12 protein-coding genes are annotated in these 14,949 nt (G+C 70.8%); 2 read left to right on the top strand and 10 right to left on the bottom strand.

Annotation, left to right across the window (positions count from 1 at the left end):
* Nucleotides 1-23: 23 nt before the first annotated feature.
* The 8 genes from K8640_RS35725 to K8640_RS35690 all read right to left on the bottom strand — a co-directional run bounded on the left by K8640_RS35725 (nt 24) and on the right by K8640_RS35690 (nt 7,877).
* Nucleotides 24-830: a hypothetical protein gene (locus tag K8640_RS35725; protein ID WP_223751177.1), complete on the bottom strand. Its 807-nt coding sequence runs from the start codon at nt 828-830 to the stop codon at nt 24-26.
* Entirely contained in the window at nt 788-1,939 is a 1,152-nt protein-coding gene (locus K8640_RS35720) for a beta-propeller domain-containing protein (protein WP_223751176.1), read from the bottom strand. The genes K8640_RS35725 and K8640_RS35720 overlap by 43 nt, the downstream gene beginning before the upstream one ends.
* Nucleotides 1,940-2,055: 116 nt before the next feature.
* Nucleotides 2,056-2,550 carry an endonuclease V gene (locus K8640_RS35715; RefSeq protein WP_141324268.1) on the bottom strand — a complete coding sequence of 165 codons (495 nt, stop codon included), beginning with the start codon at nt 2,548-2,550 and terminating at the stop codon, nt 2,056-2,058.
* Between the two features lie 71 nt (nt 2,551-2,621).
* Nucleotides 2,622-3,905 (bottom strand): DUF1444 family protein, encoded by a 1,284-nt coding sequence (locus K8640_RS35710; RefSeq protein WP_223751175.1) that lies wholly within the window; start codon nt 3,903-3,905, stop codon nt 2,622-2,624.
* Nucleotides 3,906-3,917: 12 nt separating this feature from the next.
* Nucleotides 3,918-4,643 carry a c-type cytochrome gene (locus tag K8640_RS35705; protein ID WP_223751174.1) on the bottom strand — a complete coding sequence of 242 codons (726 nt, stop codon included), beginning with the start codon at nt 4,641-4,643 and terminating at the stop codon, nt 3,918-3,920.
* The gene (locus K8640_RS35700) at nt 4,640-5,893 is read right to left on the bottom strand and encodes a YncE family protein (protein ID WP_223751173.1); all 1,254 of its coding nucleotides are present in this window, start codon (nt 5,891-5,893) and stop codon (nt 4,640-4,642) included. The genes K8640_RS35705 and K8640_RS35700 overlap by 4 nt, the downstream gene beginning before the upstream one ends.
* Complete coding sequence (locus K8640_RS35695; protein ID WP_223751172.1) at nt 5,890-6,516, bottom strand: hypothetical protein; 627 nt, start codon at nt 6,514-6,516, stop codon at nt 5,890-5,892. Before K8640_RS35695 ends, K8640_RS35700 begins: the two co-directional genes overlap by 4 nt.
* Entirely contained in the window at nt 6,513-7,877 is a 1,365-nt protein-coding gene (locus K8640_RS35690) for a hypothetical protein (protein WP_223751171.1), read from the bottom strand. Before K8640_RS35690 ends, K8640_RS35695 begins: the two co-directional genes overlap by 4 nt.
* 240 nt (nt 7,878-8,117) lie before the next feature.
* On the opposite strand from K8640_RS35690, the gene K8640_RS35685 reads away from it, so the two are divergent.
* Together K8640_RS35685 and K8640_RS35680 are read left to right on the top strand one after the other, a co-directional pair.
* Nucleotides 8,118-9,335 (top strand): cyclic nucleotide-binding domain-containing protein, encoded by a 1,218-nt coding sequence (locus tag K8640_RS35685; protein ID WP_370640430.1) that lies wholly within the window; start codon nt 8,118-8,120, stop codon nt 9,333-9,335.
* Between the two features lie 27 nt (nt 9,336-9,362).
* Nucleotides 9,363-10,541 (top strand): cyclic nucleotide-binding domain-containing protein, encoded by a 1,179-nt coding sequence (locus K8640_RS35680; protein WP_223751169.1) that lies wholly within the window; start codon nt 9,363-9,365, stop codon nt 10,539-10,541.
* A 104-nt stretch (nt 10,542-10,645) separates the two neighbouring features.
* Here K8640_RS35680 and K8640_RS35675 read toward each other — a convergent pair whose 3' ends face one another.
* Nucleotides 10,646-11,839, bottom strand: a complete 1,194-nt coding sequence (locus K8640_RS35675) for an OmpP1/FadL family transporter (RefSeq protein ID WP_223751168.1) — start codon at nt 11,837-11,839, stop codon at nt 10,646-10,648.
* Nucleotides 11,840-11,872: 33 nt separating this feature from the next.
* The gene (locus tag K8640_RS35670; RefSeq protein ID WP_223751167.1) at nt 11,873-14,761 is read right to left on the bottom strand and encodes a hypothetical protein; all 2,889 of its coding nucleotides are present in this window, start codon (nt 14,759-14,761) and stop codon (nt 11,873-11,875) included.
* Between the last annotated feature and the right edge of the window lie 188 nt (nt 14,762-14,949).

Here is a 14,949-nt window from a genome sequence, read left to right as displayed (position 1 = left end):
CGGACCCACGTTCCCGGGCGGCCTCAGCGTCCCGGCTGCAGGTAGCTCACGCGAGACGACTCCTCGACGGCGCTCTCGGTGACGCGGGCCTCGACGAGCTCATAGCCCATCAACGCGAAGACGCGGTCCCGGTAGAAGATGGGGCGCGCGTTGCCGTACCAGTCCGTGCACGACCTGGTGCACCCGTCATCACGAGCCTCCGTGGACGCCTCCAGCGCGCCCAGGCTCGACAATCGCAATCCCGCGCCCACCCGCAGGAAGGACACCTCCGCGGAGCCGTATCTCAAGTGACTCCACGAGCCCCCCTGCATCCGCACGGGCAAGCCCATGACGCCGCCCCCCGTCCCCTCCGGCTTGAAGAAGAACCCGTGACTGCGTGTCTCGCCCTGGGTCGCTCCGGGGCGCGAGAGCGAGTCACTCCTCACGGGCCCACCTTCCGTGAGCGCCAGCGTGCTCAAGCTCAATCCGAACAAGTCCTGCCCCACCACGAGCGCGCCCGTGCTCCCCAGCGGCTCCAGCCGCGTCACCGAGTGCTCCAGCACCAACCGATGCACGTCCGAGGGCACGCGCACGTCCGTCACCCACACCGCGTGCTCACCTCGACTCGAACCCTGATTCGTCGCATCGCCCGAACCCCACAGCACATGGTCCCCCACGAAGCGATTCCGCAGCGTGCCCGTCACCGGTCCCGGCAGCACCGTGAAGTGCTCCGCGCGCAGCCCGCGCAGCTCCGCGTCGAACGCCGCCACCGGCGCACGCAGGAGCGCGAAGCGTCCATCGCCCCGCGTCAGCTCCGGCCCCCACATCGAATCGCCCTGGCCCGTGGCCACGAGCAACGCATCCAGGTGCCCGTCTTCATTCTGCCGGAACGAGAACTGGTCGATGGGTACCCCTCGCGCGCGAAGCGCCCCGGGCTCCCCCCGTCCAATGGCAACCGATACACCACCGAGTCGGAAGGCGTGCTCCGCGTCCCATCCTCCACCGTCCACCACTCGAACCCCGGAGACACCCACAGGTACACGGCGTCCCGCGACACGTAGAAGGTCCGCGAGACGGGCGCCATCAACGCGCTGGCGGTGCACGTGAACTCCGCCGCGTCCAGGTCACAACGCACCACCGTGTGCAGCATCGGCTGCAACGTGGTCTGCACCGGCTTGAACACCTCCAGTCGCGAGAGGATGGGGCGCCAGGCCGTCGTCTCGTTGCCACGCACCCACGCACGCGTGGACGGCAGCGACACCGTGCCGCCCGACAGGGGATGATAGGGCAGGTAGAACACCAACGTGCCGCCTACCAACCGGCTCGTGTAGTTGCGGGTGGAGTAGTAGTCGCTCGAGCTGAGGAAGTGCGTGGCCTCGTGGGTCAGCCCACCCGCGTCATCCAGGCGGAACAGGCCCAGCTCGGTCGCGTTCACCGAATCGCTGTAGCCCACGACGACGATGCGCCGTCCGTACACCAGCATCTCGTCGTACCAGGTGCCTCGGGTGAAGCCCGGCGCGTGCGCGTCCACCTGCGTCACCGGCTCCAGCGCGCCCTCCCCCTGGCGCACCGTGAAGAGCCGTCCCCGCCGCAGCACCACGAACCAGTCCCCCACCGCCTTGACGATGTCGCCCTCGTCGACGCCGGCCTCCTGGTTGTGGGTGATGGAGGGCTCCGGCTCGTCGGGTGTCTGCGGGGACGGCTCTCCGTCCGCGTGCTCACCGCCGCAGCCGATGACGGGGCCGCCCCCCGTGGCCAGACTCGAGCGGATCGCCTCCACCCGCGCCAGGTGCGCGTCGAGCTCCGCCTCCGAGCTGAAGCGCTCCAGCCGCGTGAAGGTGATGGACTCCACCTCCGCGCGCGTGAGGGCGCGAGGCTCCGGGGGACACGCCGAGATGACGAGGGCGAGCAGCAACCCCGTCACCAGATGATGACTCCGAGGACGACGCGATGGGCGCATGGGTCCGCCCATCCAGCAAGGCCCATACCAGGGGTGTGGAACTCGGCCTCAGAGCGACAGTCACTCGTGGAGGACACGGCGCGGGCGCAGGGGCGCGACGCGCGTGTCAGGGGCGCTCACGACTCGCGGCACAGCCGGTCCACGCGGCCCAGCAGGGTGGGCATGCGCGAGGCGCCGTGCATGCGCTGGATGGACTCGGCGGCGGCGGTGGTGCTCAGGCCCACCGCGCTGACGAACAGCGGGCGCTGGCTCTGGCCGCGCAGCACCGGCAGGGCGACGTCGCTGGAGTGGAAGGACGTCTTGGCCACGCCGATGACGGGGACGGCGCGCCCCAGCGCCTCATGCAGATGGGCTCCGAGCCCCGGCTTGTCCTGGCCGAGCCAGACGTAGCCGTCGACGACGATGGCCTCCAGCGGCTGGGTCACCAGGGCGAGCACGCGCAAGAGGTGGGGCAGCTCCCGGCGGTAGAACTGGCCGGGCTCGTACTCCGCCGCGCGAGGCCCGCGGTCCACGTGGTGCCCGGCCTCCACACCGTCGACCCAATCGCGAAACAAGACGCACGCGGCCACGGTGAGGTCTTCGCGGTAGTCCACGTCCACGCAGGCGAGCATCTCGTCATCTCCTCGGTGTGAAACGGCCCGCCGCGGACGCACGGGCCGGAGGCCGGCTGACCTCGCTCGACTCAGGGGTCGACGATGCTGCCGGGGTCGACCTTCGCGGCGCGCAGCTTCTCGAGCACGGCGTCGTCCGGCCAGGACAGCGTCCGGTGTCGCGGAGGCCACGCCCCGGGCACGGGCGTCAGGCAGTGGCCCGCCAACCGGAGCACCTCGGCGAAGGGCACCATGCACAGCTCGTCCGAGCCCTCCTGGGCCGCCTCGACGATGACCACGTCCGTCTCCGGCAGCATCGAGTCCACCTCGCGGGCCCAGCTGCACCAGGAGATGGGCCGGCTGTCCCGCTCGCGCACGATGACGCTGAAGCTGGGGACGAACACGTCCAGCTCGCTCGACTGGTGCTGGGCCTCGAGCAGCGCCTTCTGCTCGCCGTACTCCCCCATGGCGAAGCGCACGTGGTTGCCGCGGATGCGCTGCGCGAGCGCGTCGTCACCCGGGCGCCGGTACGGCACCACGCGGCCCGCGTCATCCACCGTGTAGAGCGCGAAGGAGATGCCGCGCGAGCTCGCCTCGTGCTCCCGCTCGGCCACGTCGCACAAGCGCTCCAGCATGACCGGGTCCTGGTCCCCGGTGATGAGCATCATGGAGCGCGTGGGGATGGCGGCCACGGGGCGCCCCTTCACCTTGCCCGCGAAGGACGCGAGGAAGCCCGGCAGCAGCAGCCGCGACGCCTCGTAGGTGTCGTTCGAGTCCACCGACCACAGCGGGCTGGGGCGCTCCTCCTGCAGCTCCACGCCCACGTCGCGCAGGGTGTCCAGGTGGGCGTACGCGGCCTGGAAGGCCTCGTCCACGCTGACGCCCCACTGCTCCAGCAGGTCGGGCTGCACGTACATGCTCGTCTCCGGCAGGTCGACCACCAAGAGCTCGCGCAGGAAGGGGATGGTGCGCCGCTCCACCATGAAGCTGGAGGCGTGCGCGCCCGTCGGCATCTGGCCGCCGAACGAGGCCGCGCGCGGCACGGGCAACAGCCGCTCGCGAGCCTCCTCCCAGGTGAGCGAGCTGCCACTCGGGCTGGAGATGGCGCTGATGAAGCGCTCGATGATGCGCGTGCGCTCCTCGGGAGAGACCTCGCGCGTCTCCGCGAAGAGGTTCTCCAGGTACGTGCGCATCTCCTTGCCGTGGTACAGGAAGCTCAACCCGTACTCGCCCGGCAGGCGCGTCACCTGCGACACGGCGGGGTCGGCGTTCAACACCGACTCCGTCTCGCGCAGCAGGTACTCCCGAGGGTCCACCGCCGCCTGCGTGTCCTCGACCTTCTTCCCGAACCCGAACAGCTTCTTGAAGAAACCCATGCGGGTTTCCTACTACAGCCCCAGGTACGTCAGCAGCGCTCCCATGTCCGCATCGGAGAGGGCCTCCAGGCTGTAGGCGGGCATGTTGCCGCCGATGTGGAAGAACTGGCCGTGTCTCACCTTCTCGATGACGACGAGCGAGTGGGGGATACCCGGGAAGAGCTCGTCGTAATCCCGCGTCACCTCCGGCAGGATGGAGGCCAGCTCCGTCAGGCGCCCCGCGCCTGTATGGAGTTCACCGTGGCATTCCTGGCAGGCCGCGCGATACACGGTTTGTCCGCGCTCCATGCTGCCGCGAGGCACCTCCACGATGTCCTTCACCACGGTGTAGGGCAGGGCGGGTGCCTGGGCATCCGGGCTGATGCTCACCAGGTACTCGTACAGCGCGCGGCTCTGGGGCGAGTCCACCGGCAGCGGCTGCACGCCGCGCATGAAGCTGACGTAGCAGAAGTTCACCGCGTCCAGCAGGTTCGTCTCGTAGCCGCCCCACCAGTCCGGACGCGAGACGACGTTGTGCAGCGTGTAGCCGGAGTCCATGCGGCCATCGAGCGGCGTGGGCGTCGTCGCGTGACACGTGGCGCAGGAGAAGGCGTTGAACTGGCTCTCCGACAGGCGGGCGTCGCGGAACAAGAGCTCGCCGTACTGCGCCGCGGTGGGCGGCTCGACCTCGTCACCACACGCGGAGGCGAACAGCGCGAGCGTCACGCAGGGCCACAGCTTCCAGGACGCGCCGCTCATCGACGACCTCCGAGGATGCTCACCGAGTCCGGGAAGATGCCCACGCGCACGGTGTTCACCACCGCGCCGTCGTCCAGGTTCACCGCGTGCAGCGTGCCGGGGCCCACGTGGTCGCCCTCGCAGACGACGAGCGCGTGGCTGCCATCCGGCGTCAGCGTCGCTTGATGCGCGTTGAGACAGCCCTCGGGCGCCAGGTCGATTTCGCGTTGGATGTTGCCTGTGGCCGCGTCGATGACGAGCAGCGCCTCCACGCCCTGGTACGGCACGTAGAGCGTCTTCCCGTCCTGGCTGAAGTCCCCGAACATGGGCGCGCCCGCGAGGCGAATCGTGCGCGCGGCGTTCATCGTGTTCGTCGCGGACTCCAACACCTGCAGCTCGCGGCTCGCCATGGAGCTGACCCAGACATCGCCCGTGGTGGGCGACATCGTCAGCGCGTAGGGCTGGTGCCGGGGGGCGATGGCGGTGCCCGCGCCGGGGGCCACCTTCACGCGCCGGGGCTTCTCGGTGAGCGCCGTGAGGTCGACGATGGCCACCTCGTCGGACCAGCAGGCGATGTACGCGGTGCGCTCGTCCGGGGACAGGCGGATGGCGTGCGGCGCCGGACACACGGAGACCATGCCCTTCCGGGTCATCGTCTCCGCGTCGATGATGGCCAGCCGCGCGTGCATCTCCTCCTCGGTGCCGCCGCGCCGCGCCACCTCGACAATCTTCAGCGTGTCGAAGTGCGACTGGTACAGCGTCTTGCCGTCCTTGCTGACGATGACGTCGCCGGGGTTGGGGTCCACGCGCACCGCGCCGACCCGCCGGTTGTCGCGCGCGTCCAGCTTCAGGCAGTAGCCGTCATCCGAGCCCGTGCCGTGCGCGCCGTGGGGACCCGAGCCGCCGCCCGGCACGTAGTTGGAGATGCCCACGTAATAGAAGGCGCCGTCCGGTGACACCGCCGTGTGGTGGGGGCCCTCCAGCTCCACCGGGTTGAGCCCCACCGGCACGCGCGCCAGCTCCCGCCAGCCCGGCGTGGTGGCGCCATCCAGTTCCAACAGACTCACGGTGTCATCCAGGCTGTTGGTCACCAGGACGCGTCCGCCCGGACCGGGAGGGGGCACGGTGCTGCCCTCGGTCCACGGCGTCTCGTGCTCGTACTGGAGGCCGTCCGGCGGCTTCACGCCATCGAAGGGGCTCTTGTCCTCGGAGCAGGCGCCGAGCAGCAGTCCCAGCGCGGGAACCCACGCGCGCGCGAGTCGTCGCGTCATGGCGCCTCCGGCTCGATGCGGAAGGTGACGGGCTGGGCCAACAGGTACGGCCCCTCCTGGATGCGGTTCTGGAGCAGGTACGCGCTCGTCACCTGCACGGACAGGTCCTTGCCGGCGTTGGCCTTGAGCGTGTCCCACGTCGCGGCGTCGAGCTGCCAGGACAGGTTCGAGGTGAGCATCTCCACCGGGCACTCGCGTCCGGGCACCGTCACCTGCACCCAGTAGATGTCACCGGTGAAGGGCGGCAGGTGCGCGTGCGCGGTGGGCAGCAGCCACTGTCCCGCCGTCGCCAGCATCGTGCGCGCGGTGTCGAAGGCGCCCGCGGGCCTGGAGCGGGGCAGTGCCTGGGCGAGCGACGAGTCCCACGTCCACGTCGGCGCCGCCGCGTCGAAGGCGTAGCGCGCGTTGCTCTGGGGCGAGGACAGCGCCGTGGCCTCCGCGTCCGCCTTCGCCAGGTTCCGTGCGTCCACGAGCGCTCGCCAGGCCTCGTCCGTGGCGTCTCCTCCGTAGAGCGGCTCGCCACACTGGGAGCCGGTGGGCTCGTCGTCACCGCAGGCGGAGGTCAGGGCCAGCAGGGCGGCCGCGGAGGTGGTCCAGAGGAGGCTGCGCGAGAGGGGCTTCATGGGAGGGGACCTGTCGTGGAGTGCACACGCCGCCGACCACGGCGCAGCAGGGTGAAGAGGGACAGCAACATCAGCAGCGGCGCCATGTTCCCACCCATCGCCCCGCAACCTCCCGACCCCTTGGGACCAGGCGGGGGTTCAGGAGTGGAGCCTGCATCGGGGGTTCCCGCGTCGGGCGCTCCCGCGTCGGGCGTGCCCGCGTCCTCGGGTGTCGGCTCCTCGACGCCGCCATCCGGATACAGCGGCGCGCCGAGCTGCTCGGCCAGCTGGGGCCAGCGGCTGGGGCAGAGGTCCCGCACCGGCGTGCCGCGAGGACAGTGGTGCGTGCCCTGGATTTCGTAGAGGCCGAACAGGTGCTCCCACGTGCTGCCCTGGTCCGTGCTGCGCGCGAGCGCCCAGTCGTGCAGCCACGTGGAGCCGCAGCCGTAGAGCGTGTCGCCCTGGCGCAGCACGCACGCGTTGCCCGTGGGCAGCGTCAGCATGTCCAGCGGGCCCGTGGAGGGACCGCGGAAGAAGTGGTTGAGCGTGCCGACCCACGTCGTCTTGCCGTCGGCGGACAGCTCCATGTTGATGAAGACGTCCTGGATTTCGGAGACGTTGACGAACGTCTCGCCGCCGTCGTCGCTGCGCAGCATGAAGGTGGAGCCCTGCGACGACACGCGCGCCCACACGATGTCCGCCGACACCGGGTCCGCCGCCTCCACCATCAAGTCGTAAGGCAACAAGAGCGGCGCCAGCGTGTGCACCACCTCGCGCCACGTCTCGCCCGCGTCGTCGCTGCGCAGCAGGAGCATCCGGCCCTCCTCCTTGCCCGTCGCGTACAGGCGCTGGGGGTTCGCCGGGGACACGCGCACCGCGTTGAGCACCAGGCCCTGGCGCAGCAGGGGAGACGGGGCCCACGTCTCGCCGCCGTCCTGGGAGCGGTACAGGCCATTGGGCCTGCCGTGCCGCGAGGTGACGACGTACAGCACGCGGTCATCGGTGGGGTGCGCCGCGAGGCCGGAGACCCAGGTGTCCTTGAAGTAGGGGTGCGTGTTCCACGAGCAGCCGCCGTCGGGGGAGCGCAGCAGCGCGCTGCCCGTGGCCGCCATGAGGTCGCCGGCCTCACGCCACAGGTAGGCCGTGGGGTTCCAGCCGCCGTAGCCCATCGCGTCCGGGCATATCCACCGGAAGGTCTTGCCGGCGTCGCGCGAAATCACCGCGCCGAACGTCGCGCCCAGGAAGAAGTCCTCCGGGTGGCCTCGGCGGAGGGTGACGTTGGACGTCTCGGGCAGGCCCGCGTGGGCGCTCGCCGTCGTCCCGGCGCACACGGCCAGCAGGCAGAGGACCTGGCTCCAACGGTGGGGGTGCTGATGCGACATGACGGGGCTCCCGGGATGGTGACGGCCCATCCCGGACCTTAACGATTGGGCCTCCCACATATAGCGGAGGGTTTCGTGCGGACGGGTGCGGCGCTTTGCCACCCCACCCCACGTGGCGATGGTGTGGGCGGAAGGTTTTGCAGCCACCACTTCACGGGTGCGGGTGACCCGTGGGGGACTCGCCTCGTGGCGGCCGGTCTGCTACGCACGACGCAGACTTGTGGCAGGGGGGAGCACGACATGGCGGGGGCCGCGGAGAGGTCCGACCTCATTCCCGAGGAGGGCGCCCGGGGGCGACGTCTGCCCATGGGTGGCCCTGCACGTTCGGTGTGGGAGGCGGTGATGCAGGGAGCGGTGGACGTGGCGGTGCGGGCCTACGAGGACTTGTCCCCCGGGCAGCGCGAGCGCGTGCTGGTGGACTCCGCGAACGTGCCCGCACAGGCGCGCACGGCGCTGGTGGACGTGCTGCGGCGCGCGCGGGACTTCGCGGGCGCGGCGCGGCTGCTGGAGGCCCAGGGCGCGGACTCCGAGGCCGCGGCGCTGCATGAGCAGGCGGGCTCGTTGCTGATGGCGGCGGAGGCGTGGCTGCGCGCCGGAGAGCCCGCGAGAGCGGCGGCGGCCTTCGAGCGCGGCGGCGCGCTGGAGCGGGCGCTGGAGCTGTACCGCTCGCTGGAGGCGCGCGAGTCCATGGCGCACTGCCTGACGCGGCTGCAGCGTCCGCTGGAGGCCGCGGAGGTGTACCACGCGCTGGGCTATGCGCACGCGGAACTGGAGGCGCTGCGCGGCGTGCCGTCCGAGCACCCCCGCCGACGCGAGGCGGTGCTGCGCATGTGCGCGCTGCTCGACGAGCAGGGTGAGTCCATGCGCGCGCTGGTGCTGCTGGCGGATGCGCGGCAGGAGTCCGCGGCCGCGCGCGAGGACGAGGTGCTCAAGGCCGAGCACCTGCGGCTGCTCCGGCACCTGGGCTTGAGTGATGGCTCGCCCGCGTCCGGGGAGTCCTCGTCGCCGGTGGCCGAGCGGCCGGGCGCGACGCCCGACGGGTACGAGTACCTCAAGGCGATTCCCATCTTCGGGGAGCTGGCGCTGGAGGACCTCAAGGACCTCTACCGCGTGGCGCGGCAGGTGGTCATCCCCGAGGACACCACGGTGCTGGAGAAGGGCGCGCGGGGCACGGGGCTCCTGGTGCTGCTGGAGGGCACGGTGGAGGTGTCGAGCGGTCCGGGGCCGGACGCCCGGCGGCTCAACACGCTGGGGCCCGGCGCGTGGCTGGGGGAAATCTCCCTCATCCTGGACGGGCCCACGTCCGCGCACGTGCGCTCCAGCTCCACGGTGAGGGCCCTGCGCGTGACGCGCGCGGACTTCCAGCACTACCTGGCCACCCACGAGGCGGCGGCCCTGCGCATCTACCGGCTGTTCACCCACAACCTGGCGGAGCGGGTGCGGGTGCTCAGCACGTAGGACGCGCGGGGACGGTAGGATGGCGGGATGGCGGACACGCGTGTCGAGGGGAGGGAGCGGGCGGTCCAGCTCGCCCGGCAGGGCCAGCTGGAGGCGGCGCTCGCCGAGTACCAGGCGCTCTTGAAGCACGCCCCCGACGACGCGGAGGTGCGCCAGCAGGTGGCGGAGCTGCTCGAGTGGCTCGGCCGTACGAGCGACGCCGCGGCCGCGCACGAGGCCGCCGCGCTGGCCTGGGCCAAGGCGTTGCAACCCCTGCGCGCGGTGGCCGCGTGCGTGGCCCTGGGGCGCCTGGGTGCGCCGGCCTCCGTGAGGGCGCGCACCCAGGCGGCGCTGGCCGAGCGCTTCGCGCTGTGCTCGGAGGCGTGTGAGGACGGCGTCGCGGGGCTGTTCTCCCGACTGGGCCGCGAGGACTTCGTCGCGCTGGTGGACGTGCTCCAGGCGCGCGCTTTCTTCCCCGGACAGCCGGTGGTGCAAGAGGGCGAGGCGGGCGCGTCCATGTTCGTGCTGGTGGAGGGCCGCGCGGACGTCGCGCGCGCGCTGGAGAACGGGGAGCGCGCCGTGGTGGGCGCGGTGGCGCCCGGGGACGTCTTCGGCGAGCTGGCGCTGGTGTCCGAGGGTCCGCGGCTGGCGAGCGTCGTCGTCACCGAGCGCGCGGTGCTGCTGGAGCTGACGCGGGAGGCGCTCTCGTCCGTGTCCGCGCGCCAGCCGCGCGTGGCGCGGGTGGTGGAGGACTTCTACCGGCGCAGGCTGGTGGACAACCTCTTGCGCAGCAACCCGCTGCTCAGCCGGCTGACGCCCGCGCAGAAGGCCGCGCTCAGCCTGGACTTCAGCCTGCGCCCCATCGCCGAGGGCGAGGTGCTGCTGACACAGGGGCAGCCGGGTGACGCGTTCTACGTGCTCCTGCGTGGACGGTGCACGCCGTGGCTGCTTCATCCGGATGGCCGACGGGTGGCGCTGGCGGAGCTGCACGAGGGGGACGTGTTCGGCGAAATCTCCCTGCTGCTCGACAAGCCGGTGTCCGCGACGGTGCGCGCGGAGGGCGTGGGCGTGGTGCTGCGGCTGCCTCGCGCCGCGTTCGAGAAGCACCTGCTCAGCCAGCCGGGCCTGAAGGGACAGCTCATGCGCATGGGCACCGAGCGACTGCAGCGCTCCGCGCGCGTGCTGGCGTCGGGCCGCGTGCTGCACGACGGTGACCTGCGCGTCTGAGGCGCGAGCCCTGAAACGACGACGCCCGGGCTCCCCATGCGGGAGACCCGGGCGTGTCGCGACGCGGCCGGCCCGACGGAGCGGACCGGCGCGGCGTCAGCCGACTACATGGAGTAGCCGAGCGTCAGGCCGAACACGTGCGCGGAGCCGTTGTAGACGCCGGACATGCCCGGGGCCGAGCTCTCCTTGTCGGAGAGGCTGACGAACTGGTACGCGAAGTCCGCGCGCAGCCCGTTCCAGTTGTAGCCGAGGCCACCGGACACGCCGAAGCGGTTCGCGTCCGGCAGGTCCGGCGTCAGCGTGCTGCCCGGGCTGGGGGCCGGGTCGTAGATGAGGCCGGCGCGGACCTGGAAGGCCTGCGTCACGCCGTACTCGGCGCCCAGGTGGTAGTTCCACTTCGCGCGCCACTGCTTGGGCAGCGGGTTGTTGATGGCCGGGTTGTCCGGGAACTCGATGGCGAGCTCCTGGAACGAGGACCAGTCCACCCAGTTCGCGTCGAAGGCGATCTTCAGGTTGTCCATCGGCGTGACGGCGATGCCCGCGGCGATGGTGGCCGGCAGCGTGACGTCACCCTGCACGCGCGTGTCCGGCAGGCGCGTCTGGAACTCCACCGGCACGTTCTGGAAGTCCGCCTGGCCCTTGAACGACAGGTCCGCGGCGCTGCGGTAGTGCAGGCCGAACGTCACCAGCTTGGGCCACAGCACGGCCTGGACGCCGATGTTGTAGCCCCAGCCCCAGTCGCTGCCGCCCAGGTGCACCTGGCCCTCGGACTCGACGAAGCCCAGGGCGCGCTTGAGCTCCAGGGTGGAGCGGTAGATGTTGATGCCGCCGCCCACGCGGAAGCGCTCGTGGAGCTGGTACGCCGCCGTCGGGTTGATGTTGTAGACGGACAGCGCGGACTCCTGGGCGCGGAAGCGGCCCACGAACCCATCCTCCCAGCGGCTGCGCGCGCCGAAGGGCGTGTAGATGCCCAGACCCACCGCGGCCCGGTCGAACGGCTTGTAGACCAGGAACAGGTGCGGCGGAGGCGACAGGGTCGTCTTCTGACCCTGCTCGGTGCCGTTGTCGGGCGTGAACTTGATGGCCGGCAGGATGCCGGTGTCACCAATCTGCACGTCCAGCTTGTTCACACCGAGGATGTTCGCGGCGTTCGAGTAGATGGCCGACGAGTCGTCCAGCCACGCGGCCGCCGCGTTGCCCATGCCCGAGGAGCGGGCGCTCTGGGTGTTGATCTGAAAGCCGGCCGCCTGGGAGCTACCCGCGGCCAGGAGCGCGACGAGGGACAGTGTCTTCTTCATGTGAGTCATTCCCCTATTTCCTGTCCGTCAGGACTACTCGTTCGCCGTGCCCGTGTTGAGGAACTGGATGACCTGGGCCTGGGCCGTGTCACGCACGCTCCGGAGGAACGCGTTGCCCGGGTCCTGCGCGTTGATGATGAGCAGGAACGCGTGGCGGGCGGACGTGGGCAGCGGGTCGATCTGCGCCATGTAGCTCTGCACCGTGCGCGTCGCGCCCGTGCGGTTGGCGGACGCGATGAGGCCCTGCGTCACCGGGTTCGGAATCACCTCGTCACCCTGGATGTACTGGATGAACGCCTCGCGGCCCTCGGGGGCCTTGTCGAAGTTCTCCAGGTACCAGCCGTAGTTGCGCGGCGCGGCCGGGTCCAGGATGGTGCGCGCCAGGACGATGAACTCGTCGAAGCCGGGGGTGCCGGAGACGCGGCCCACGGACTCGAGGAAGGACAGGAAGCCCTCGCGGCGCGCGGCGAACGTCGGGTTGGTGGACGTCAGCAGCGTGTCCACCAAGTCGCCGCCCGGGACGTTGAGGGCGACGCGGCGCATGCGCTCGTTGACGGACGCGGACAGGGTGCCCTGGAAGCCGCCCAGGCTCTGGCCCACGTAGTCCACCGTGGTGGCGTTGATGTAGTTGCCCTCGGACATCTGGTTGAGCATGCCGCGCAGGCCGTCGCTCGCCAGCACGCGCGTGAACTGGGAGATGTCCAGCACGTGGTGACGGAAGTTGTCGCGCGTGGCGAACAGGTTGGTGAGGTTGAGGAAGTTCCAGCTGGAGACGACCGGGGGGCTGCCCGCGGAGGCGCGGCGGAAGTCGCCACCCTCGCACTTGCCGGTGTTGAGGCACACGCCCTGGCCGGCCGCGGCGCACGTGGCGTCGCCGCCACCCACCGGGTTGCAGGCGATGGCCGTGTCCGGCGCGACGCAGCGGCCGAAGGTGGCGCTGCCCGGCGTCACGTCGCAGGTGCCGGTGGAGCAGGCCATGTCGGGCGTGGTGATGGGGCCCGTGCCGGAGGCGGCGGTGATGCCCGCGCAGCTGGTGCGCTCGCCGTGGAACACGGTGTCGATGGCGGCGACCGCGTAGCCGGCCTCGTTGAGCTTGTTGGTGATGGCCAGCGCGTCGGTGCGGTTGCCGCCCAGGCCGTGGCCGAAGACCACCGTCTTGTAGCCGCCCGCGGGAGCGGGCGTGGCCGGCAGGATGAGCAGGAACGGGATGTGGTCCAGGTGCTGGGGACGCGCGGGGTTGAGCGCGCCGTTCACGTCATCCAGGAGGAAGGGCGACAGGAACGTGCCCGCGAGCGCGCGGCCCACGTGCTGGTGCTCCAGGCTGAGCGCCTCCATGGCGCCGATGATGTTGGCCGTCTGGTCCACCAGCGACACCGGGGAGTCCGGCAGCGGCGAGGCGGGCACCTTGTGCAGCGAGTCCAGCACGGTGTGCGTGCTCTGGGTGGTGAAGGCCCACGCCAGCAGGATGTCCTTGCGCGCGATGCCGTTGGCGGCCAGCGCGTCGAACAGGGGCTTCATGGCGGCGCGAGCGGGCTCCACCGCGGCGGCGGTGGCGTCCGGCACGGCCGAAATCTGGCTCTTGCCGTCCACGAACAGCGGCGAGGCGAGCTTCATCAGGGCCTGGGCCGCGGGGACCGCGACGGCGCGGGCCTTGGCGCCCTCGGCGGCCTGCTCCTTCACGCCGCGCAGCACCACCACGGCGTACTGGCTGGCGGGGTCGAGCGGAATCTCGGGGATGATCTGCAGCTGCTGGGGCGCGGGGTCCGCGGCCGAGCCGTCCCGCTTGGAACTGGACGCGCAGTTGATGCAGACCTTGACCTTGGGCTGGCTGCCGCCCGGGGTCAGCTTGACGAACAGCACCTGCTTGCCCAGCGCGACGGTGGCCGGGTCGACCTTGAGGTCCGCCTCGATGATGCCGCGGGTGGGGCCGTTCTCGGAGATGATGGGGGCCGTGGTGGACCAGCCATCCAGGGTGTTCAGGCCCTTGATGAGGTCCTGCACCGTGCCCGTGCCCGGGGGGACCGGCAGGTTCAGGCGCGCGGGGGCGGTGGCCGTGCGCGGCACGCGCAAGAGGTCGTTGGGGAAGGGGATGATGCTGTTCGTGGGGTCGAACGTCATCTCCGGCTGGTTCATGATGCTGAACGTCCAGGCCAGCACCAGGTCGTTGCGGTCCAGGCCGTTCTGCGCGGACACCAGGTCCAGCAGGGGCGCGTAGCCGCGGCGCATCTGCTCCAGGCGCTTGGCGCTGTTGAGCTGGTCCGCCAGGCGCGCGGCGGGGTCACGCTCCGAGGACGGGATGAGCTCGGTGGCCAGCGTGCAGTTGTCGGAGGCCAGGTTGTTGTCGGGACAGTTGACCAGCGGCAGCGTGGAGCTGGCGAGCGACCAGGTGGCGGTGCCGATGATGGACTTGCCGTCCTTGGTCTTCACGCCCTTGTCGCCGCCCACGATGACGACGGCGTACTTGCCGCCCTTGGGCCAGCCCTGGGGCTGCGGCGGGATGACGGTGATCTGGTTCGTCGCCTCGCGGTAGCCGATGGTCGGCGTCACCGGGCCGGTCACGGCCGCCGACAGGTTGATGAACTTGACCGTCGACGCGTTCACCGTCTCCGGGTTCAGGTTCTTCACCACCGTGGTGGCGATGACCGTCGTCGGGAAGCCGTTGAGCGTGTTGAGGTAGTCCCGCGTGAACTCCTGCTCCGCGGCGGGCGTGTTCGGGTTGGCCGGAGCGTTGACGATGGGGTCGCCATTGGCATCCACCCCCATGGCCAGGTCATTCGGAGAGGGGACGACGGCAGGCGACGCGGAGGGGTCGAACTCCGCGACCTGGACGTCGGCCGGGTCGACCGCCGGGTCCTGCGCGATCTCTGGATCACACGCTACCGTGCCCAGGGCCAGAGCCCCGAGGAACAACGCCTTTTTCATGGATACAACCCCCTCCGAGTCCAGGATTGGACTGCAGGACTAGGTGACAGTCGCGTGGCGTACCACGTAAGTGGGTTGGCCGAAAGCGATGGGACTTGACGCGTCGTGTCAGTCATGCACGACCGTATGCCCGGGTGGCACCGTCTGTCATTGACACACTGCGCCGGGCTCGAACACCGGTACGCTCA

This window comes from Myxococcus sp. XM-1-1-1 (assembly GCF_020037095.1).
Lineage (GTDB): Bacteria > Myxococcota > Myxococcia > Myxococcales > Myxococcaceae > Myxococcus > Myxococcus fulvus.
The sequence above is the reverse complement of the archived record's forward strand: the minus strand, read 5'-3'. Positions and strand labels throughout refer to the sequence as shown.